Source organism: Paractinoplanes ovalisporus, from assembly GCF_016834655.1.
GTDB classification, from domain to species: domain Bacteria; phylum Actinomycetota; class Actinomycetes; order Mycobacteriales; family Micromonosporaceae; genus Actinoplanes; species Actinoplanes ovalisporus.
Window position 1 is genome coordinate 385,573 of sequence record NZ_JAENHP010000004.1, and the last position, 21,142, is coordinate 406,714.

Genomic DNA, 21,142 nt, shown 5'->3' on the forward strand with positions numbered 1-21,142 from the left:
CCCGCGCGGGTGACTGCTGACGGCTCTCGGTGGATTTCACCGCCGGACCAGCTTGGTCATGAGTCTCCGGGCTGCGCGTCCACGACCAAGGCGGTCGGCTTTCGGCTGTCGCGAGCCTGCCACTTGATGAGCCTGCCGTTAAGCGGCATCGTGCTCATCGGCGTCACCATATGGAATGCCAGGGTGATCCGGCCCGTCGGGATGTCACTGGGCGATTCCTCGGCCGCCTTGGCTGATCTGCTCGACTCGATATCGTCCTTCTCGGCAACCGGATACAGAAGCACCGAGCCGGTCGCGGATTGGTGAAGGGCGTCAGCGGCCGGGTCCGCAACAGAAGTCGACAGACCCGCGATACGGTGGGCGGCGTTGCGGTGCCGGAACTCACTGATCACCCGGAGCGAACCGCGGTTCGGCGTCCAGATGCGCTGAAATACATCGAACGGGCCATGGCCCATGATTTTCTGGCGGGCCCCCTTGCCTGAACTCTGCAAGGGGAGGAGAACCACCCAACGATCTAGCTGGTCCGACCGAAGAGATCGAAGCCAGGCGATCTCAGGCTTGAAGGTATCGTCGCCGTTCCACTGGATCCCGTCCAGAATCGCAAGCATCTCCGTGTGCGAAACGATGGCCACGCGAGCGTCATACCGGGTGTTCACCAGTCGGGTGCTGGTTTTATCACCGACTTTGACCGCCCGAACAGTTTGAAATTTCTGGATCTCCCGTTCGGTGGCGCGCGCGAGTACGGGAAGCCAGAGTTTGTTGTTGGTCTCGGTCTTCCGGGTGCCTTTGTTCGGGTCGGGATAGGCGACCGGCTCCATGGGCTCGCCCGGCGAGCTGCGCTCGACGAGCCGGGCATTCCACATCTTGTTGCGAGCCGCAGGCCGGAGGTCGGGACGGTGCTGAGCGATAAGGGGAGGAACCTGCCTAGGCGTGATCTGCGACTGACCGTTGTTCGGCTGTGCGTAGCGCTGTAGCTCGGCTCGCAGGTATGCCTCGTCCTGACACGCCGCGGCGAACATGCTGTGCAGGTCTTCGGTGGTGTAGATCCGTACCAGGTCACGGAACCGGGGGCGGAATCCGAACCAGCGTCCCATCTGCATGAGCGTGTCGACCTGGGATGTGGCCCGTCGGTAGTAGGTGACGGTGAGTCCCTCGACCGTGAAACCCCGTGCCAGCTTGTTCCCACCGACCAGGATGCGCCACACCTTTCGACGGTCGAAGTCGAGGCTCTCCTGTTGTTTCTCGAGATCCGGATCGCTGTTGACGACGAGGACGGGGCTGGCGTCCCGGTCCGGCGGGGTCATCAGGTTGAGGGCCATACCGATGTCGACCTTGAGATCGTCGAAGTCGGCCGGGGTCGGATGGTCGGGTGCGGTGAGCCGGCTGACCTCGAGAACGTCCTTCTCGTACAGGCGGCGGAGCCGGCGGAGTCCGCTCGGCCCGCGGTAGTCCCCGTTACGCCACATCCGGGTAATGAGGGCGGCGGTCTCCTTGTGCGAATCGCGACCCATCGCCTCGTGGACGAGCATCGTGTGGTGACGGTAGCTCGCGTAGCCATGACGCTCCCGGTAGAGCTTGACGGCCCCCGTCAGCACGTACATGTCCAGTGCGGTGAAGAGCTCGTCCTCGGCCGGTTCTTCGCTGAGCAGGCGTACGTGCCGGCGTTCCTGTGACTCAGCAATGCTGCGCTGCTCGAGCGGCATGTCGGAGTCGAAGTCGTGGAAGTCTTCCGCACCCATATAGCCCGGCGGACGGGGCAGGGAGACCAGGAAGTCACGGGGGAAGATGTCCTCGACGTCGGACGGATCGACGAAGACGTTGGCATACGGTGTCGCCGTGTAGCCCACGTACTGGGCTCGGCGCATCATGCCGAGCAGCTGCCCGATCAGCTCGTTGATCGCGGTTCGTTCCTTGCTGTCGTTCTTCCATTTCGCCGGGCTGGTCGTGTTGACCGAGGCCTGGTCGGATTCGTCATCGATGATCAGCACCGGTACCTCACCCAGGCGATCGCTGATCCGCCCGAGATCGGCGACGAGGTCCTGCAGAACGCTCTTGTTCTTCTTGGCGACGACGAGCCGTGCGTCACTCGTGAACAGGTTGACCGGTTCGAAGAGGTTCTTGGTGCGTTCCCGGCGGTGGAACTCGAGGGCCGAGAATCCCTGCCGCAACCGGCGGTAGTCCCACGAATGTGTGCTCAGTCGCCGGATATCCGGATATCCGGCGTCCGACGGCCGTCCCCCGTGCCGGATGAACTTGTCCGCCTCCCAGTCGGGGTCGTCCTCGTACTCGTGAGCCGTCTTGTCGTGAGCGGAGATTTCGAGTTCGAGGTTCTCCCGGCCCAGCAACTCCAGATCGAGCCGGCGTTGGGTCTGGGCTCGGAGCATGTTCGTCGTTCCGGTCAGAACCACGACGAGTCGGTAACCGGCGTCCACCGCCTTGGCGATCACGCCGGTGAAGTTGGCGGTCTTGCCGCTCTGGACGTAGCCGACCACCAGACCCTTGGCCTGGTAGGCGTGGGTGCGTGTCGGATCCGAGAGGCGCCGGACCACCTCTTCCGTAGCCAGGTCGAGGCCATTGACCGCTTCGGGAGCCCAGCCCTTGTCCAAGAGGTATCTGCGGTAATGCGCCCAGTAGAAGTTGCGGTCGTGCCGGCGTTCCTCGGTACGCCACTCCTCCCAGTCGTCCGCGATGACGATCGGGCCGAAAGACGCCGCGAAGGGGAAGCGGTCGGCGAACAGTTCCCGGGTCGGGGCGTCCAGCACCAGCGCACCGATGATGGCGTCGCGCCGTTCGGCGGTATTGGCGTCAGTGCCCGCGGCCCACTTGGCGTCCGTCTGGATGTGGTCCCAGCCGGCTAGGACGTGCGTGAACTGCTGCCGCAGAGCGTCCTCCGGCCCTGCGGATCGGAGATAGGAGAGCAGGGCCGAGCCGTCCGCGACAACATCCTCATCTCCCAGCAGGCCCGCCAGCTGGTGCAGGCTCTTCGGGCCGGTCCGCCCCATCGCGTCGAGGGCAGCGCTGTACGCGGTGGCGATGTTGTCGCTCACGGAAGCTCCTGTCGTCCGGCTTGCACGGCGGCTCGTAGCGGTTCGGGCGCCTCATCACCCGTACGGCCGGAGAGGTCGATGCGGTATCGGATGTCGGTGATGACGTTGAGATCTGTCCCGGCAAAGGCGAGCTGTTCGGCGGTCAGCCGGGGGAAGTTGCCGGCGACGTGATAGATGGCAGGCTCGGATCGGAACCGCCAGCGCTGAAGCGAACTGTTCGCGTAACGCTCGGCCCAGCCCGCGGCCTGCACCCGGGAATCGAATTCGTCGCGGAGAAGCGGCGTGGTGAAGAGGGCACGTACCCGCTCGATCAGCGCGGCGACGGTGGTTCCGTCGGTGCCGGCCGCGGTCAGTTGCATCGACAGCAACCAGAGGGCCCGCTCACCCGTCGCCTGCAGCTGCGTCGCTGACGAGATCCGGTGGCTGCGGCTCTCCGACGTCGTCGTCTTGACCTCGACGTCGACCGACGGCAACCCGAAATCGTGTTCCTCGGAGCCACCCCGCCATGCCGTGAGGGCCAGCTCCGGTGGCATGACCGTGACGAGGCCGGCCAGGAGGGTCAGCTCACCGATCAGGCCGGTCTCGACCTCTCGGGTCAGGCTCTGTTCGGCCTTGATGAGATGACCCAGCCTGCGCAGCGTCTCGCTCAGGGCACGGGCAACGGACATACGGTCCAGTTGGATCCGATCGGCGACGCCGCGGAGAATCGGATACGCGTCCACGAACAGCCGAGGCTCATCGATCTCCACCTCGATCATCCGTTGACCCTGGTGGTGCACGGCCAGGATCTTGACGTGTTCCAGGCCGGTCGGCCTGGCCTTCTCGCCTGCTCCTGCGGAGACCCGTAGCCCGATCCGCCGATTGTCTGTATCGACGAAAATCAGCACGCGCGGCTCGCCGTCGATCGGAAGGTCGACCGGGTAGTCGGCATTCAGATATTCGATGAAACTCTCGCGGGTGAGGTGCCGCCCCTGCTCGCTCATGAACGACCCACATGAGAGGCGAGCTCGGCACGAGCCGCAGCAGTGAGGATGTTCTGCCAGAGTTCGATGTTGTCCTTGTCGCGAGCTCCGAGATGAGCGCCCTGGAAGACGTTCTCGACGAGCAGGAACAAGGTCGCCTTGAGTAGGGGAACATCGTTGAGTCCGCCCCGGCGTCCCCCGAGGATCGCGGCTCGGTAGCGGTTGTTCAGCCGGAGGGTCTGGGTCGCCCGGTCGACCTCGAAGAAGTCATCGCTGTCGAACTTCGCCCAGAGGATGTTGAGTGAATCTGCGGGAAGTTGCGGAAGCTCATCGAGGATTTCCCGTACGACCTTGGGGTTGAGCCCTTTACCGGGTGGAATGACGGCACGCCGCTGTGCGGTGGCCCGCTGGTTACTGGTCGACCACATCTCCTCGGCGGCCCGTAGGTAGTCCGACATCGTGGTGCCGTCATCCGCGCGGGCCGCAGTCACCGCGGGAGCGAAGTCCGCGCCGGCGGTGACCCGGGACTTCTCCGGGTTCATGACGAACATGCCGGCCAGGTCGCCGTCGATGTCGACGCTGGCCCTTGCGAGCTGCAGCTTCTTGTCGGGAGCATGGATGCCTTCCCAACCACCGGCGTGCAGGAGCCGGTCGTGACGATAGAAGTAGAGTCCCTGCCGGTTCTCCGCCCCGCCCGGTAGGCGGTACTCCACGGCGTTGGACTTTCGCGGCCACAGGTGGCAGACAATCTTCAGCGGTCCGCGGGGGGAGTCGGCGATAAGTGTCCGGGGCCAGCCCAGCGCGGGCTTGGGATAGCCGAAGGGATCGATCGGAGTCACCTCGGTCGGAACTCCGGTGCCGGCGGTGATGTCTTCGGCGTCGATCATGATCCGTACCCGGCCGGCCGCCAGCAGGCGATGGAACATCAGCCCGAGGTGCCCGCGCAGGTGCTCGACGCTGCGTGTGAGAAAGGTGGTGACCTGCTGGGAGTCTTCCACAGCCGGGAAGCCGGCCACACGGTCCCACCGGATGACTGTCCCGGACGTCGATGTAGAGAAGGGCCAAGGCCGGCCGAGTTCTGTCTCGGCGAACTCAGCCGGAACCAGATCGCAGTGGAACGTTGTCCTGTCCTGCTCGTGAAGCCATCGGCGCCCGACCGCCGGATGCCCGGACGCCCGGCTGAGGACGGTGAGGCTCTCTGCCTGGCTGAACGAGGCGGCCTTCAGGCCGATGCCGAACCGGCCAAGGTCAGAATTGTCGTAGGCGCGACGACCGCCGAGCGTCATCGCTGTGTCGATGCCTTCGGGCGTCATGCCTTTTCCGTCATCGACCACGTACAGACCGATGAGGCGCCCCTCGTTGCGGATGAACCGGATGAGGACGTTGCCCGCACCCGCGTCCACCGAGTTGTCTACGAGGTCGGCCAGCGCAGTCTCCAGCGAATGGTTCCGGCCCAGAGCGTCCAAAGCATGCGGATCGGGGGGCAGTTCGACGGATCCGTGGGTGGGGACTTCGGCGATCCAGGCAGTCATCGTTGGTTCCTCGATGCTTTCGGCTGTCAGCGATCCTCGCGGGTGGGGCGGAACCCGCTCTTCCGGGCGATCTCCATGAGAAGGGAGGCGGCCCGTAACTGTCTTCCGGCCGGTGTGTTGCCGTCGGAGAGGGCGTGCGCAACGTCCCGCACGATGTTCCGCTGGCCGGCGTCGAAATACCCGCTTTCCGCTCCCCAGGCGGCGAGATCCTCCCAGTCGCCGACCGCGCTCTGCTGCAGCGCATCGACGTCGTTCGGATATCTGTCCACCATGGTCAGCTCCGCCTCCAGCTGCGGCGGGGGCGTCCAGTCGATGTCGCGCACTGCATCCCAGCAGCCGTCCTTCTTGGCCCACTCGCCGACATTGCCCGCGCCGGGCGGCGAAACGATCACCTTCTGCACCAGCGGGGCGAGTTCACTCACGGCCTCAGCAATAGCAGGGGAAAGACGCTGCTCGCGCCAGATCCGATCGAGGTTCACCCGGCCGCCTGTGGCGTGCACGAGCTTGGCGATCGTGTAGGTCACGATGTTGGCCTTGTAGCCCCCGAACTTCTGCTGGAACACCAGTTTGTCGGCTTGGCGGAACAGGATGCCTTTCGCCACGAGATGCTGGCAATACTCCTTGTCGACCAGCGGGGGCTGTTCCTCGATGAATTCGGAGAACAACGTGAAGTTCTTCTCGGCGCCGAGGCTCACCTGCTGGGGCCGCATCCGCCAGGACATCTCGAACTTGGCCAGATCCGACTTGGTAATCTTCTGATCGGCCGGATTGATGGTCTTGAAGATCTTCTGCTTGGAGCGGGTCATTTCGGCCGCCAGTGCGGTGGCGTACTGGCCGCGCGCCCGCTCGTAGAACCAGTGGGTGTCGCTGTCGTGAGCCGGGCCGGGCGGCGCCCACAGGGTGCGCATGATGCGTTCGACATCGACGTGGTAGCCCGCGTTGGCCCGCAGGTCGGAGGCGGTCACACGGTTCTGAGTATTGGAGTAGGCGGAGATCTTCGGGACGATCTCCTCGAGCTGATCCGGCGACACGACCGTCAGCTTCATCTGAACCTGGACCCGGCTGATGTCCGTCGTGCGCTTGGCGTACTGGATCGAGGCGGTGGTCTGGCCGCCGTTGACGATCTGCAGGTTGTGCAGCCGGCGGATGACGCGCTGACCGGACTCGTCCGTTTCGAGGTCGACCCGTGAAGCGGTGGCGGCGATCCCGTTGTTGTAGGCAAGGAACCTTTCGGGGTGCTCGCGAAGGGTGCGCTGGATTCCCGCGTTGACCGAGCCGCGAACCTGAAGAAAAGCCCGTACGTTGCGTTCCAGCAGCCGGGCGCCGTGACGGGAGTAGAGTTCCGCAAGGTCCAAGCCGGGCACGATCGTGAGGAACACCGAGTAGTCCTCGGTCGTGGTCGGTGTGCCCAGGCACGGAAGGCCAGCGGGAAACTCCGCCACGATGGGCTCGGCGCTGCTGCCTGACGCATTCCAGTTCGCCAGCCGCCGGAGATCCCAGACATCCAGGACGATGTCCCGCCCCTGAAATGTCAACGCCGAGAGCGGTTCGCGAAGGACGCTGCGAGCATTGGTGATGTAGACAAACCTGATCTTGTCCACCCGGCCGTAGGCATCCACGACCCGTTCGATCATGCCGGTCAATTCGCTGGACGGGCCCTTCCTGGCCAGTGAGCCGGACAGGCTCCGGGCAAGGAAGTTCTCGAGCCGCCGGAACGCGGCCTCGATGTCCGATCGGTTGACCTTCCAGCCGTCATCGGCGCGTGGGCTGTAGTTGGTGACGAACAGGTCGAGGACCGCGTCGTCGGTCGCGACGCCGTATCCACTGACCTCCACTCCGTGGTCCTTGAAACGGACGACTTCGGCGTCCTCGGTCAGTCCCTCGCTCGCCAGTTGTTCGAGCACCATGCCGGCAAAAGCGTCCTGCGGATCGACATCGTTGATTTCCGCGTATGCCCGGACGTCCTCTAGAACCGCGTAGGCGTAGAAATCCTGATCCGCCTCACGCACCGGTGGCCTCCGGCATGGGCGTGGAAAACAGTGCTGATCGATGGGCCGGGTGAGGGCTGACGGTGGACATATTCCTCTCCGGATGCCGGTCGACGATCGGATCGGAGCTTTGCAGGACTTCACCGATCGGGCAGGGTCCTCAGCATAAGGATGAACCCGCCGACGGATCCTGCCACGGCGGTTCGAAATGAGATCTGAAGACAGATGTCAGCTTTTCGGACGGGGTGATCCCATCCTTCCGGGTGTCCGATTCTGCACGGCCAGTCGTCCGGCATGCCGACGGTCCGGTAGGGGTCTCTCGGTACGTACCATTCCTTCCCTGATCGGAAAGCCGGTGGCCAGACCCGAACCGGTGCCTAACGGTGTTGCTGTTGGGGACGGGGCTGCTGTGCCGGTAGCCTGCCCATTCGTGAGCCCTGCCGATGATCCTGCCCAGCTGACGGACGATCCACCAGCCAAGCAGGGGTTCTATGGCGTCAAGCTCATCCGTGGCCCGTTCGTGCAACTGCCGGCGCACCCCGACGCGACCGACGACCCGAGCGAGATGCTGAAGTTCGCGGCCAAGGCGAGGGCACAAGGCAGCCGCCTGGCGGCCGATCTGTTCAGCGGTGCGGGCGGGCTTAGTCTCGGCCTCCATGACGCTGGTTACCAGGTTGTGCTGGCGGTGGATCATTACCCCGAGGCCGTGGAGACGCATCGGCACCACCATCCCGGCCTCAGCGTCGACTGGGATCTGGGCGACCCCGATCGGATCCGGCAGGTGTCCGATCTGATTCGGGAAGCCGGGGTCGAACTGCTTGCCGGCGGACCGCCGTGTCAGCCGTTCTCCAAGGCGGGCCGCTCCAAGATCAGGCATCGTGTGCGCTCGGGTCTCCGCGATCCGTACGACGAGCGCCGTGACCTGTGGCGATCGTTTCTCGAGGTGATCCGGCTCGCCCGGCCCCCGGCCGTGCTCATGGAAAATGTGCCGGACATGGCTCTCGACAAGGAGATGTTTATTCTCCGGACGATGGTGCATGAGCTGGAATCCCTCGGCTACGCCGTCGAGGAGCGGGCCGTCGACACCTGGCGCTACGGCGTGCCTCAGTTCCGGCAGCGGCTGATCCTGGTAGCTCTCCGCGACGGCAAGGAGTTCCAGTGGCCGACCGAGTCCTCCGAACGTCCGACTGTCTGGAACGCCATCAGCGATCTGCCGTCGGTCGAAGGCGGTTGGCGGCCTGAAGGCGGTGCCGAGGGCTGGGCGGACTACACGGGTCCCAAGACGGAGTATCAGCGCAGGATGCGCCGGAACGTGGAGCCCGAGGACAACACAAAGGTCTTCGACCACATCACGCGGCCGGTCCGCGACGACGACCTGAAGGCGTTCAAGCTCATGGATGCCAACACGCGTTACTCCGACCTGCCGGCGGAGATGAAGCGGTATCGGGACGACATTTTCGACGACAAGTACAAGCGTCTCGACATGCACGGCCTGTCCCGGACCATTACCGCTCACATCGCCAAGGACGGTTACTGGTACATCCACCCGGAACAGCACCGGACCATCACCGTCCGCGAGGCTGCTCGTCTCCAGACCTTTCCGGACGACTTCCGTTTCGCGGGACCGCCCTCGGCGGCGTTCCGGCAGATCGGCAACGCTGTGCCGCCGCTGCTGGGTGAGCAACTGGGCGGGGCTGTCCTGGAGTCGCTCCGAGCCGATCGCGAGGCTCATGTCTCCACCCGCGAGGTCGCGGCGACTTTGGCCGGATGGTTTGAAGCAGGCCAGGTCAACGGTCTCCCGTGGCTCCGGGCGACGACCCGCTGGCAGCTCATCCAGGGCGAGCTCCTGCTGGACCGGGCGCCCCAGGACGTGGTCCGCAGGGTCTGGCGTGTGGTCGGGGAGTGGACTGAACCGCAGGAGACTCTCCGCCACGAGGAGAACCTGCGCCGCATCGGACAGTTCACCGACCGGGCGGCCCGTGTCGAAGCCATTCTTGATCTTGCCCGGATCTTTGCTAAGCAGCCTGATGCCCTCAACGACGATGCAGCTCTCCGTCGTGGGCACGGGCTGAACGAGTCCCTGGCCGACCTCGCCGTCCTAGCGGTGCCAGCCGTGCGGGACGACGACGAGGACGAGTCCGAGGAGCCCGTACTCGTCACCAAGGGTGTACTGAGGGTCGCTGCGCGTTTCAGCGGAAAGCCGACCGTCGGCCGGCGAAATCGTCTGACCGACGGTCGGCTGGAGGTCGCTCGGATGATCGGTATCGACGCCGATGCCCGTAGCGCTCATCTCGGTCTGATCGACTTGGCCAATACTCTGTGCCGACCACAGGACCCGATATGTAGCGAATGCCCGCTCGCGGGTAAATGTGCCGAAGCAGAGCTGCCGGCTGGAGCTCTGTTCTGACCACGCCTCACCAGGCGACGACGCCCTGTGTGGCGGGCTGCAGGGTGCCGACCTGGAGGGACTTCATGGTGATGTTGCTCTTCTCCGGGGCCGGGAAGTTGATCAGCTTGGCCGCTGGGCCGTCGGTGGAGGCCTGCAAGTTGAACGACAGAGTGTTGCCGGCGCCGCAGGTGGTGTCGCCCTTGTCGCACGGGGTCCACTTGATGCCCTGGAAGGCGCTGCTGCCGGACTTCAGCATGATCGGGACGGCCGCGCCGGGCTGGTTGACCTCCTTGGTAGGCACGTCGACGACCTCGTCGGCCGCGTTGCGCAGCGAGATCGCGGCGCGGCCGTTGACGCCACAGTCCGAGTCCGACTTGTTGGTGAGCGCGACCAGCGCCCGCTGCGCGCCGTCCTTCCGGTCGGGCTGCAAGGTGATCTCGACGGCCACGTCCTCGTTGGTGCACGGGGCGCCCGCGGGCCGGGACGAGGCGGACGTGGACGGCTGGGCGCTTGACTGGGCAGCGGCGTTCACCGGGGTGGAGGCGGTGTCGTCGCTACTGGTGTTCGCGCAGGCCTGCGAGCCGAGCGTAAGGCCTACGGCCAGCGCGCCGAGGGTGACGATCCGGAAAGAACGCGTTTCCATGACTTGCTCCTGATTCGTCGGTCTTGCCGTGTCCAGCTCCACGGTTGCCCGACAAGATCGAGAGCATGCATCGTTTGCGCCCGAGTGGCATGAAATGGTGAGGAACCGGCTCAGCGGGCGACCGGCCGGAGCACCCGTTCGAGCAGGGGCGTCAGGAACATCAGGAGGAACGCCCAGAAGTTGACCCGGTCGGCGAAGACGGCGCCGACCACCGTGGCCAGCAGCTGGACCAGGAACGTGGCCAAGTTCCCGAGCACGATCTCGGCCGGGACGGGCGTGCGGCCGTCACTCAGCTCGGGGTGCCGGCGGGCGTACCCGGAAATGAGCGCGAGTGAGCCGCTGGCCAGGGCCAACGTGCCGCCGTAGATCGCCACGGTTCCGGGCGACGGCTCGTACGCCGTGATCAGCGCGGTCGGGATCGGCAGGAACACGATCGCCAGCGTCCACAGTGCGCTGAGATAGACCAGCCGCGGGTTGAGCCGGGACACGTGCCGGAAGATCCGATGGTGGGCCCACCAGATGCGGAAGATCACGCTGAAGCTCAGCAGGAACGCCCCGAACTCCAGGCGGTGATCGCGCAACAGCTCGTCCAGGCCGGGATGGCCCTCGCTCAGGTCGGTGATGACGTCCAGCAGCGGCAGAACGAGCAGGGTCATCGCGATCGCGGCGACGGCGTCGGTGAAGAAGACCAGCCGTTCCGAGCTCGGGGCATCATCCACGCAGGCAGTATGCCGCTTGGTAAATGCGTTGCGGGAGCGGCGGAACCGCCCTAACTTGGTGTCCATGACGCACACCGGGCACGAGACCGAACGGTCCCTCAGGGGCGAAGGAACGTAGCCGCTTCGTGCGTGGTTGCGCCGCCCTCTCCCGTACGGGGAAAGGGCGGTCTTTTTGTTTGCGGGCTGTTGGAGTAGCGGTCAACTCGCCTGACTCTCGATCAGGAGATCACGGGTTCGAATCCCGTACGGCCTACGGCGGGCCCTGTTTCATGGTTCGACCCACGAAACAGGGCCCGGAGGCGCGGTGGACGAAAGGTAGAGTCGCCCGGCTTTCACCCGGGACACGTGCGGGTTCGAATCCCGTCCGCGCTGCGAAGCCCTGGTAGCTCAGAAGGAGAAGAGGCGCGGCCGCCACCTTTTCCCTAACTGCAGGACGGGGTCAGGGTGCCGGGGGAACCGGTGGCCTGGAAGCCGAATTCGGTGTAGCCGCCGGCCGGGATCTGGCCGTTGTAGGCGACGTTGGTGAATTGCAGGGCGCCGGTTGTGCCAGTTCGGTTCGCGTTCCAGGAATTGGTGACGGTGGCTCCTGACGCGAGCGTTATGCCGACAGTCCAGCCGTTGACGGGTGTGGAACCGGCCGTTACCCGGACTGTTGCCACGAAACCGCCGGTCCAGGCATTGACGGAAGCGGAGGCTGTGCATCCACTTGCCGGCGGCGGGGTCGAAGGCGGCGGGGTCGAAGGCGGCGGGGTCGAAGGCGGCGGGGTCGAAGGCGGCGGGGTCGAAGGCGGCGGGGTCGAAGGCGGCGGGGTCGAAGGCGGCGGGGTCGAAGGCGGCGGGGTGGAAGGCGGCGGCGTCGAAGGCGGCGGGGTGCTGTCCAGCGTCGGGGTCGTCCAGGTGGCCCAGTCGGACAGGCGGCCCTGGGCCTTGGCCGAGATGCGGATCACCCCGGGGTCGTTGGCGGTCTTCAGCAGGTGCCGACGGATGTTCTGCTGCAACGGCGTGCGCCACTCGGAACGGCTGGCGCAGTGAGTGCCGTCCGTGACGTCCGACCAGTACGAGATGGCGTCGCCCGCGCCCAGCGCCTTGTAGACCTCGGCCGCGCCCAAGGCGGCCACGCTCGCCGAGCGCGGGCCCAGGTTCGCGATGTGCGGGTTGTCCATGATGAACAGGCCGCGCGGGGCGACCATGGCCGCGATCTCGTGCGTGTCGACCGGGAGACGCTGCGGACTGCCGGTGAAGCTGCCGAACGCGTCGCCCAGCCACGGCTGTTCCCCGTACGCGGAAGAAAGGCTCTGTGCGCCCTCGCCGGGGACGCCGCGGAAGATCGGCGCGCCGGCCGTGCCCGACTCGATCGGCATGGTGAGCGCGATGCGCTGGTCGAACGCGCCGATCACGAACGCACCCTTGCCGAACCGGGAGCAACCGGTGACGCCGGTCGCGTCGGGGCGCAGGATCGTGCCGCCGGACTGCTCGATGACGTCGATGATCCGGCTGACGCCCCACGACCAGGCCATCAGCAGGCCGGTCGGGCTGGTCGCGCCATAGATGCTGTAGAACGCGCCCTGCTTGTTGGTGCGGGGTGTGCCCTCCTTGCCGACCGCGTACGGGTCGTAGTTGATGACCGCGGCGCCGGCGGCCTTGATGGCGGCCGTGTCGGCGCCGAACCCGCCGAGCACGACGACGGCGGGGAACGGGCCGGTGCCGCTCGGCAGTTCGACCCGGGCCGAGAAGCTGGAGCTGCGGCCCTGATGCGAGACGTTCACGGTGATCGAGCTGCTGGAGACCGTGCCGGTGACGGACTGTGGCTTGGCCGGTTTCTCGCCGTAGACGAACTTCTCGGCCAGGCGCTTGATCTCTTCACGGCGGCAGGTCCAGTCGGCCCGGGTGGTGATGCGGGTGCCGTTGAGCCGCTGGAACGGGTCGGGGAGTTTGGCGTCGGTGGGCAGTGAGCCGGCGTCGGGGAGGGTGGGGACGGCGCACGCGGCGCCCTCGTCCTCGACGCCCGGAGCCGCCTGGGCGGGGATGGCGATGGCCGCCGCGGAGATGGTGGTGGCCGCCGCGGCGCCGATCGTGACCGCTGCCGCGAGGGTCAGGACCGCCGCGTGGAGGCGGGGACGGGTGATCACAGAGCTTCTCCTTCCGGGGAATTGGGAGCGCTCCCGAAATCGCAGTCTCCGACCTCAAATCGAAAGGTGTCAATAGCTTTCGGAAACTTCCGAGGCTCCGGTCCGCGGCGTTCCGGCCGCGCGCAAGCATGAGCTGCGGCTTTATGGCCGCCGAAACTCTCGGTCCGGCGTCGACGAAGTCGACAAAGCGGAGGCAGGCGAATGGCCGGCACACCACCCAAAAACATCAAGTCAGTTTGATGTAATCTGCGGCGGTGGAGACAGGACCGCCGGACGTGTTCCGGGCCGCGGGCCACCCGGTGCGATGGGCGCTGCTGAGCGCGCTCGCCCCGGGCGACCTGCGCGTGCAGGAGTTGACGGCCCGCCTCGGGCAGCCGCAGAACCTGGTGTCGTACCACCTGGGTCAGCTGCGCAAGGCCTCCCTCGTGCGGGCGCGGCGCAGCTCGGCCGACGGTCGCGACACGTACTACCGGCTCGATCTCACCCGGTGCGGCGACCTGCTGGCCGCCGCCGGTGGGTCGCTGCACCCGGGATTACGGTGGGTGGCCCCGCCGACGCCCTCGTCACGGGGAGCGCGGGTGCTGTTTCTCTGTACGGGCAACAGTTCGCGCTCCCAGATGGCGGAAGCTCTCGCGCGGCGGGCCGGCGTCGAGGCGTACAGCGCCGGAAGCGCGCCCAAGCCGATCCACCCGAGGGCCGTCGAGGTGATGGCCGCGCGCGGTCTCGACCTCGGTGCCGCCCGGTCGAAGCATCTCGACGAGTTCACCGGCCGGAGCTTCGACCGCGTCATCACGTTGTGCGACAAGGTGCGCGAGGTCTGCCCGGAATATCCGGGGGCACTGCACTGGAGCGTCGCCGACCCCGCCCGCGACCCGTCCCTGTTCGAGACGGTGGCCGACGAGCTCGACGAACGGATCCGTTACCTGCTGCACCTGGACCACGCATGACCGCGACCGTCGGTCTGGGCACCGTCTTCCGCGAATGGGGACGGATCGGCTGCGTGGGTTTCGGCGGGCCGCCCGCGCACATCGCCCTCCTCCGCAAACTCTGCGTCGACGACCGCCGATGGCTCGACGCGCAGGAGTTCGAGGACGCCATCGCCGCCTGCAACCTGCTGCCCGGCCCCGCCTCCACCCAGCTGGCGATCTTCACGGCCTGGCGCGTACGCGGCCGGGCCGGCGCCGTGGTCGGTGGGCTCGCCTTCATCGTGCCGGGACTCATCGCGATCCTGGTGCTGGCCATGCTCTTTCTCGAGGGCGAACCTCCACTGTGGGTGACGGCGGCCGGCGCCGGAGCGGGGTCGGCCGTGGCCGCGGTAGCCGTTCAGGCGGGTTGGAGCCTCGTGCGCCCGGGCTGGCAGCGCGCACCCGCCCGGAGCCGGTGGCTGGTCTATCTGCTTCTGGGTGCGGCCGGCGCCGCGACGATCGGGCCGTGGCTGGTGCTCCTGCTGATCGCCTGCGGCATCGCCGAGATCCTCTTCCAGCGCGTTCCGGCCGGTCGCCGCCCGCCCTTGGCCGCGCTGCCACTGATCGCCACGACCGGATTCGCCGGGAGCGTCGCCTGGATGGCGTTCAAGGTCGGCGCTCTCTCGTACGGCGGTGGGTTCGTCATCATCCCGCTGATGCAGGCCGACGCGGTCGACCACTACCGGTGGATGACCTCGGCCCAGTTCCTCAACGCGGTGGCCCTCGGGCAGATCACGCCCGGCCCGGTGGTGCACACCGTCGCCGTGGTGGGCTACGCGGCCGCGGGTCTCGCCGGCGCCCTGCTGGCGGCCGCCGTAGCTTTCGCCCCCTCCTTTGCTTTCATCCTTTTGGGAGCCCATCGGTTCGACCGCCTGCGTGCCAACCGCCGCATCCGGGCCTTCCTCGACGGCGCAGGACCGGGCGCGGTCGGAGCGATCCTCGGCTCCGCCGTCCCGCTCGCGCTCGCCCTGGCCGAGTGGTGGCAGTACGCGGTGCTGGCCGGGTCGCTGGTCCTGATGCTCGCGTTCCGCCGGGGTCCGGTGCTCACCCTGCTGAGCGCGGCGGCGGTCGGCGTGGTGGTGGTCCTGAGCCGGTGAGTTGACTTCTACAAGTGAATAAAAGAAGGTAAGCCTCAGCGTAGTTAGGGTTGGCTTACCTGAGGAGTTCGATGACGGCCATCTACCTGATCGGCCTCCGGGAGGGCCTGGAGATCACCCTGGTGGTCTCCATCCTCGTCGCGTTCCTGGTCAAGTCCGACCGGAAGCCCCTGCTCAAGTGGGTCTGGTCCGGTGTCGCGGTCGCGGCCGCGCTGAGCATCGGGTTCGCCGCGCTGCTCCAGTTCGGCGTCACCCGGCTCTCCTTCACCCACCAGGAACTGTTCGAGGCCATCGCGTCGATCGTCGCCGTCACGTTCGTGACCTGGATGATCTTCTGGATGCGGCGGATGGCCCGCCACATGGGATCCGAGCTGCGCGGGCGCATGGAGGGCGCGATCCAGGTCGGCCCGTCGGCCATCGTCGGCGTGGCGTTCTTGGCCGTGGTGCGCGAAGGACTCGAGACCTCGATCCTCTTCTACTCGGCCGCGCAGGGTTCGGCCGACGGGGCGCGGCCCCTGATCGGCATCACGCTCGGCCTGCTCACCGCCGTCGTGCTCGGGTGGCTGCTCTACTTCAGCGCCGTCCGGATCAATCTCACCAAGTTCTTCACCTGGACCGGCGCCCTGCTGGTGCTCGTCGCTGCCGGCATTCTCAAGTACGGCGTGCACGACCTGCAGGAGGCCGGTGTCCTGCCGGGGCTCAACACCACCGCGTTCGACATCAGCGGCAGCTGGCCGCCCGGTGCCTGGTACGCCGAACTGCTGCGCGGCATGGTCAATTTCACGCCCGCGCCGACGGTCCTCGAGACCATCGCCTGGCTCGCCTACGGCATCCCCGTACTCGTGATCTTCCTTTGGCCGACGCGATCGAAGAAGGCCGCACCGGCTCCCGCCTCCACCCCCGCCACGTAGGAGATTCATGCGCACCAACCGTTTGCTCGCCATCGTCGCGGCCGCCGCGGCGACCGTCCCGCTCGCCGCCTGCGGCGGTGGCGACGACGACTCGGCGTCCGGCGCCAGCGGCAAGATCACCGTCGACGCCTCGGACACCGAGTGCAAGGTCGCCGCGTCCGAGTCGGATGCCGGCACCGTCACCTTCGCCATCGCGAACAAGGGCAACAAGGTCACCGAGTTCTATGTCTACGCCCCGGGCGACCGGGTCATGGGCGAGATCGAGAACATCGCGCCCGGCCTGTCCCGCGAGCTCATCGTCGAGCTGGCCGCCGGCACGTACGAGACCGCCTGCAAGCCCGGCATGATCGGCAAGGGCATCCGGAACGCGTTCCAGGTCTCCGGCTCGGCCCCGGCGCTGACCGAGGACGCCAAGCTGGCCCAGGCCACCAAGGACTACCAGCGGTATGTGAAGAGCCAGACCGGCGCCCTGATCGAGCAGACGACCGCCTTCGTGAACGCGGTCAAGGCCGGTGACATCGAGAAGGCCAAGGCGCTGTTCCCGGTCGCCCGCACCTACTGGGAGCGGATCGAGCCGGTGGCCGAGAGCTTCGGCGACCTCGACCCCAAGATCGACGCACGCGAGGCCGATCTGGAGGCGGGCCAGGATTGGACCGGCTTCCACAAGATCGAGAAGGACCTCTGGGTCGCCAAGGACGTCAGCAAGTCGGGCCCGACCGCCGACCAGCTGCTGACCGACGTCAAGACCATCGTGGACAAGGCGAACACCGTCACGCTCTCTCCGGTGCAGCTCGCCAACGGCTCCAAGGGCCTGCTCGACGAGGTCGCCACCGGCAAGATCACCGGCGAGGAGGACATCTTCTCGCACACCGACCTGTGGGACTTCGCAGCCAACGTCGAGGGCTCGCAGGCCGCGATCGCGGCGCTCCGCCCGGCTCTTGAGGAGAAGGACGCCGCCCTGGTCAAGACGCTCGACGAGCGGTTCGCCTCGGTCGAGGCGGCGCTCGAGAAGCACCGCGAGGGCGACGGCTGGAAGCTCTACGACAAGCTCAGCCAGGCCGACCTCAAGGTGCTGAGCGACGAGATCAACGCGCTGTCCGAGCCGATCAGCAAGGTAGCCGCGCTGGTCGCCGGCAAGTAGGGCCCGAAGCGACAAGCCGTACGTGGGAGAGGTTTCACATGAAACGGCGCAAGGTCATCGGACTGGCGGGCGCCGGCGTGGTTGGCGCCGCGGCCGCCGGAACTGTCGCGTGGCGGGCGGCGGGTCAGGACACCGCGCCCGCCGCGCCGGCACCGGACCGGATCTCGTTCTATGGCGAGCGACAGGCCGGGATCATCACCCCGGCCCAGGACCGCCTGCACTTCGTCGCCTTCGACGTGATCACCAAGGACAGGGCCGCCCTGGTCGACATGCTGCAGTCATGGACGGCCGCAGCCGCCCGGATGACCCAGGGGCAGGAGGCGGGTGCCCTGGGTGCGGTCGGTGGCCTGCCCGAGGCGCCGCCGGAGGACACCGGCGAGGCGCTCGGCCTGCCCTCCGCCGGCCTCACCCTCACGATCGGCTTCGGCCCCAGCCTGTTCGACTCCCGGTTCGGGCTGCGCGGCAAGCGCCCGGCGGCGATGGCCGACCTGCCGAAGTTCCCGGGCGACACCCTCGACGCGGGCATCTCGGGCGGCGACATCTGCGTGCAGGCCTGCGCCAACGATCCGCAGGTGGCCGTGCACGCCATCCGCAATCTCGCACGCATCGGCATGGGGGTGGTGAGCGTCCGATGGTCGCAGCTCGGGTTCGGGCGCACCTCATCGACCTCGACCACGCAGGCGACCCCGCGCAACCTGTTCGGGTTCAAGGACGGCACGGCCAACCTGAAGGCCGAGGAGACGGCGCTGCTCGACGACCATCTGTGGGTGCGTCCAGGTGACGGGCCCGACTGGATGACCGGCGGGTCATACATGGTCACTCGCAAGATCCGGATGTTGATCGAGCCGTGGGACCGCACCTCGCTGCTCGAGCAGGAGACCATTTTCGGTCGCGACAAGGGTGAGGGCGCTCCCCTGACCGGCCGGGGCGAGTTCGACGAGCCCGATTTCGCCGTACGGGGGGACGACGGCGAGCCGGTGATCGCCACTACGGCCCACGTGCGGCTGGCCCATCCCACGCAGAACAACGGCGCCCGGCTGCTGCGCCGTGGCTACAACTTCGTCGACGGTTCGGACGGGCTCGGCCGGCTCGACGCCGGGCTGTTCTTCATCGCCTACCAGCGGGACCCGCGCCGCCAGTTCGTGCCGGTGCAGACCCAGCTGGCCCGGCAGGACGAGCTGAACGAATACATCCGGCACGTGTCGAGCGGGCTGTTCGCATGCCCGCCGGGGTTGCTCGCGGCCGACGACTTCTGGGGCCGGTCGCTCTTCAACTGACGCGCGACCGACGTACAGCGAGCTTCTTCGCCTGACGCCCCACCGACGTACAGAAAGCCTCTTCATCGAACGCACAACCGACGCACAGGAAGCATCGATAGGGTCGAAAGCGTGACCACACCGACGGGGGGAGGCCGGCGTCGGCCCGGCCAGTTGGAGACCGAGATCATGACGGTCCTCGACGGCACGGTGCGCCCGCTGACCCCCGGCGAGGTTCGCGATCTTCTCGAACCGGACGGATCGCTCTCTTACAGCACGGTTGTGACGACTCTCACGCGCCTGTTCGAGAAGGGTGCAGTGGCCCGTCATCGGGACGGAAGGGCCTTCCGGTACGGAGCTCTGAGCGCACCGGCCGGTCTGGTCGCAGACCGGATGAGCCGCCTGATGGCGGTCGAACCCGACCGAGCGACGGTTTTACGGCGATTTGTCTCCACCCTCAGTGCGGACGACGAGCGTCTGTTGCGTGAACTTCTGCAAGAAGATCCCTCGGCCGACTGAAACCGCGAGAGTGACTCACACCTGAGGGCATGCTGAAAGCGGGATGCTGCCGGTAACGCACCAGTGGCAGCATGGACGTTTCTGTGCGCGCGGATTGACCTGCGCGCGGCCCGAGACCCGGGCAAAAAAGCTGGGGGAGTTCTCTCGTGACCGATCAAGCCGCCGCGCCTCCGGGCAAGCTCGACGCCGCGGTTCTCAAGATCGCCGGGGTGGTGGTGCTCGGCGCGATCATGTCGATCCTCGACATCACCGTCGTCAGCGTCGCCCTGCCGACCTTCCAGACCGAGTTCGACGCGACCTACGCGCAGGTCGCCTGGACCATGACCGGATACACCCTGGCCCTGGCCACGGTGATCCCGCTCAGTGGCTGGGCCGCCGACCGGTTCGGAACCAAGCGTCTCTACATGTTGGCTCTGCTGCTCTTCACGGCCGGCTCGGTGCTCTGTGCCACCGCCGGCTCGATCGAGCAGCTGGTCGCCTACCGGGTCCTGCAGGGCCTCGGCGGCGGCATGCTCATGCCCATCGGCATGACGATCATGACCCGGGCCGCCGGCCCGGAGCGGATCGGCCGCCTGATGGCCGTGCTCGGCGTCCCGATGCTGCTCGGCCCGATCGGCGGCCCGATCCTGGGCGGCTGGCTGATCGAGGCCGCGAGCTGGCACTGGGTCTTCCTGATCAACCTGCCGATCGGCATCATCGCCCTCATCTACGCGCAGTTCGCGTTGCCCAAGGACGAAGCGCACCCGTCGGAGTCGTTCGACTTCGTCGGCATGCTGATGCTCTCGCCCGGTCTCGCCCTTTTCCTGTACGGCGTCTCGTCGCTGCCCGAGGAGGGCACGATCACGGCGACCAAGGTCTGGGTGACCATGCTGATCGGCGCGGTGCTGGTCATCAGCTTCGTCTTCTACTCGTTCAAGCCGAAGCACCCGCTGCTCGACCTGCGCCTGCTGAAGAACCGCAACCTGAGCGTCGCGAGCGTCTCGCTGTTCGTCTTCGTGATCGCGTTCATGGGCGCCGGTCTGCTCTTCCCGAGCTACTTCCTGCAGGTGCGCGGGGAGGGCACCCTCGACGCCGGTCTGCTGATGGCGCCGCAGGGCATCGGTGCGGTGCTGACGATGCCGATCGCCGGCATGCTGGCCGACAAGATCCCGGTCGGGCGCACGGTGCCGTTCGCCATGGCGCTGATCGCGGTCGGGTTCTTCGGCTTCACCCAGGTCGGCACCGACACGTCGTACCTGTTCCTGTGCGGTTCGCTGTTCGTCATGGGCCTCGGCATGGGCGGCACGATGATGCCGATCATGACCTCGGCCCTGCGGACGCTGCAGCCGCTCGAGGTGGCCCGCGGCTCCACGCTGGTGAACATCCTCCAGCAGATCGGTGGCTCGATCGGCACCGCGATCATGTCGGTGATCCTGACCAGCCGGCTCAACGGCTCGGCCGAGATCCCCGGCGTGACCAACCCGCAGACCGGTGAGCCGCTGACCGAGGCCGGCGCGGCGATCGCGGTCAACCACGGCGCGCAGATCCCGCTGCCGCCGGAGATCCTTCAGCGCGGTCTGCAGTTCGCGGCCGACTCGTTCGCGACCACGTTCTGGGTCGGGTTCGCGTTGGTGCTCGCGACCTTCATCCCGATCGCGTTCCTGCCGCGCAAGCGGCGGGCGACCCCGCCCGGTGCGCCGGGTGAGCCCGCCGTCGAGGCGCCCATCATGATGCACTGAGAACTATTCGCATTTGCGTTTCCGCGCCCCGCCTCCCGACTGGGAGGCGGGGCGTTGTTACAAAGGCGGACAATGAGCGCCCGCAAAACGATCGATAAGGGTCTGTCCACCGGGCATTCACCTGCT

Annotated in this window: 15 protein-coding genes and 2 tRNA genes; 10 read left to right on the forward strand and 7 right to left on the reverse strand. The window is 67.0% G+C overall.

The annotated features are described in order from the left end of the window. Positions 1–56 precede the first annotated feature (56 nt). The 4 genes from JIG36_RS54040 to JIG36_RS15920 are packed head-to-tail and all read right to left on the reverse strand — an operon-like array spanning position 57 to position 7,550. Positions 57–3,047, reverse strand: a complete 2,991-nt coding sequence (locus tag JIG36_RS54040) for a Z1 domain-containing protein (RefSeq protein WP_203377047.1) — start codon at positions 3,045–3,047, stop codon at positions 57–59. Further along, positions 3,044–4,030, reverse strand: coding sequence for a PD-(D/E)XK motif protein (locus JIG36_RS15910; RefSeq protein WP_203377048.1), 987 nt, complete (start codon positions 4,028–4,030; stop codon positions 3,044–3,046). The genes JIG36_RS54040 and JIG36_RS15910 overlap by 4 nt, the downstream gene beginning before the upstream one ends. Then, positions 4,027–5,541 (reverse strand): ATP-binding protein, encoded by a 1,515-nt coding sequence (locus JIG36_RS15915; protein WP_203377049.1) that lies wholly within the window; start codon positions 5,539–5,541, stop codon positions 4,027–4,029. The genes JIG36_RS15910 and JIG36_RS15915 overlap by 4 nt, the downstream gene beginning before the upstream one ends. 26 nt (positions 5,542–5,567) lie before the next feature. Further along, the gene (locus JIG36_RS15920; RefSeq protein ID WP_203377050.1) at positions 5,568–7,550 is read right to left on the reverse strand and encodes an AIPR family protein; all 1,983 of its coding nucleotides are present in this window, start codon (positions 7,548–7,550) and stop codon (positions 5,568–5,570) included. A gap of 409 nt (positions 7,551–7,959) precedes the next feature. On the opposite strand from JIG36_RS15920, the gene dcm reads away from it, so the two are divergent. Then, on the forward strand, positions 7,960–9,936 hold the full coding sequence (gene dcm, locus JIG36_RS15925) for a DNA (cytosine-5-)-methyltransferase (protein WP_307872739.1): 1,977 nt from the start codon (positions 7,960–7,962) through the stop codon (positions 9,934–9,936). 7 nt (positions 9,937–9,943) lie between these two features. Here the strand turns inward: dcm and JIG36_RS15930 are convergent, their stop codons facing one another. Together JIG36_RS15930 and JIG36_RS15935 are read right to left on the reverse strand one after the other, a co-directional pair. Next, positions 9,944–10,561, reverse strand: coding sequence for a DUF4232 domain-containing protein (locus tag JIG36_RS15930; protein WP_203377051.1), 618 nt, complete (start codon positions 10,559–10,561; stop codon positions 9,944–9,946). Between the two features lie 110 nt (positions 10,562–10,671). Continuing rightward, on the reverse strand, positions 10,672–11,280 hold the full coding sequence (locus JIG36_RS15935; protein ID WP_203377052.1) for a TMEM175 family protein: 609 nt from the start codon (positions 11,278–11,280) through the stop codon (positions 10,672–10,674). Between the two features lie 180 nt (positions 11,281–11,460). On the opposite strand from JIG36_RS15935, the gene JIG36_RS15940 reads away from it, so the two are divergent. Together JIG36_RS15940 and JIG36_RS15945 are read left to right on the forward strand one after the other, a co-directional pair. Next, a tRNA-Glu gene (locus JIG36_RS15940) sits at positions 11,461–11,533 on the forward strand. A gap of 45 nt (positions 11,534–11,578) precedes the next feature. Then, positions 11,579–11,652, forward strand: a tRNA-Glu gene (locus JIG36_RS15945). Between the two features lie 50 nt (positions 11,653–11,702). On the opposite strand, the gene JIG36_RS15950 is transcribed toward JIG36_RS15945, so the two are convergent. After that, positions 11,703–13,409 (reverse strand): glucuronyl esterase domain-containing protein, encoded by a 1,707-nt coding sequence (locus tag JIG36_RS15950; protein ID WP_307872740.1) that lies wholly within the window; start codon positions 13,407–13,409, stop codon positions 11,703–11,705. Positions 13,410–13,663: 254 nt separating this feature from the next. Between JIG36_RS15950 and JIG36_RS54045 the strand changes: the two genes are divergently transcribed. The 7 genes from JIG36_RS54045 to JIG36_RS15985 all read left to right on the forward strand — a co-directional run bounded on the left by JIG36_RS54045 (position 13,664) and on the right by JIG36_RS15985 (position 21,016). Next, a complete protein-coding gene (locus tag JIG36_RS54045; protein ID WP_203377053.1) occupies positions 13,664–14,356 on the forward strand; it encodes a metalloregulator ArsR/SmtB family transcription factor in 693 nt (230 codons plus the stop codon). Beyond that, positions 14,353–15,471: a chromate efflux transporter gene (gene chrA / locus JIG36_RS15960; RefSeq protein ID WP_203377054.1), complete on the forward strand. Its 1,119-nt coding sequence runs from the start codon at positions 14,353–14,355 to the stop codon at positions 15,469–15,471. Before JIG36_RS54045 ends, chrA begins: the two co-directional genes overlap by 4 nt. A gap of 71 nt (positions 15,472–15,542) precedes the next feature. After that, positions 15,543–16,382: an iron uptake transporter permease EfeU gene (efeU, locus tag JIG36_RS15965; protein ID WP_203377055.1), complete on the forward strand. Its 840-nt coding sequence runs from the start codon at positions 15,543–15,545 to the stop codon at positions 16,380–16,382. A gap of 7 nt (positions 16,383–16,389) precedes the next feature. After that, the gene (efeO, locus tag JIG36_RS15970; protein ID WP_203377056.1) at positions 16,390–17,523 is read left to right on the forward strand and encodes an iron uptake system protein EfeO; all 1,134 of its coding nucleotides are present in this window, start codon (positions 16,390–16,392) and stop codon (positions 17,521–17,523) included. A gap of 38 nt (positions 17,524–17,561) precedes the next feature. Beyond that, positions 17,562–18,800, forward strand: coding sequence for an iron uptake transporter deferrochelatase/peroxidase subunit (gene efeB, locus JIG36_RS15975; RefSeq protein ID WP_203377057.1), 1,239 nt, complete (start codon positions 17,562–17,564; stop codon positions 18,798–18,800). Between the two features lie 111 nt (positions 18,801–18,911). Beyond that, a complete protein-coding gene (locus JIG36_RS15980) occupies positions 18,912–19,298 on the forward strand; it encodes a BlaI/MecI/CopY family transcriptional regulator (protein ID WP_307872741.1) in 387 nt (128 codons plus the stop codon). Positions 19,299–19,444: 146 nt separating this feature from the next. Further along, on the forward strand, positions 19,445–21,016 hold the full coding sequence (locus JIG36_RS15985; RefSeq protein WP_203377058.1) for a DHA2 family efflux MFS transporter permease subunit: 1,572 nt from the start codon (positions 19,445–19,447) through the stop codon (positions 21,014–21,016). Positions 21,017–21,142: the final 126 nt, after the last annotated feature.

Coding starts and splice junctions, on each gene's coding strand:
- efeU (WP_203377055.1), top strand. CDS start 15,543: ATGACGGCCATCTACCTGATCGGCCTCCGGGAGGGCCTGGAGATCACC.
- chrA (WP_203377054.1), top strand. CDS start 14,353: ATGACCGCGACCGTCGGTCTGGGCACCGTCTTCCGCGAATGGGGACGG.
- efeB (WP_203377057.1), top strand. CDS start 17,562: ATGAAACGGCGCAAGGTCATCGGACTGGCGGGCGCCGGCGTGGTTGGC.
- efeO (WP_203377056.1), top strand. CDS start 16,390: ATGCGCACCAACCGTTTGCTCGCCATCGTCGCGGCCGCCGCGGCGACC.
- JIG36_RS15915 (WP_203377049.1), bottom strand. CDS start 5,541: ATGACTGCCTGGATCGCCGAAGTCCCCACCCACGGATCCGTCGAACTG.
- JIG36_RS15930 (WP_203377051.1), bottom strand. CDS start 10,561: ATGGAAACGCGTTCTTTCCGGATCGTCACCCTCGGCGCGCTGGCCGTA.
- JIG36_RS15910 (WP_203377048.1), bottom strand. CDS start 4,030: ATGAGCGAGCAGGGGCGGCACCTCACCCGCGAGAGTTTCATCGAATAT.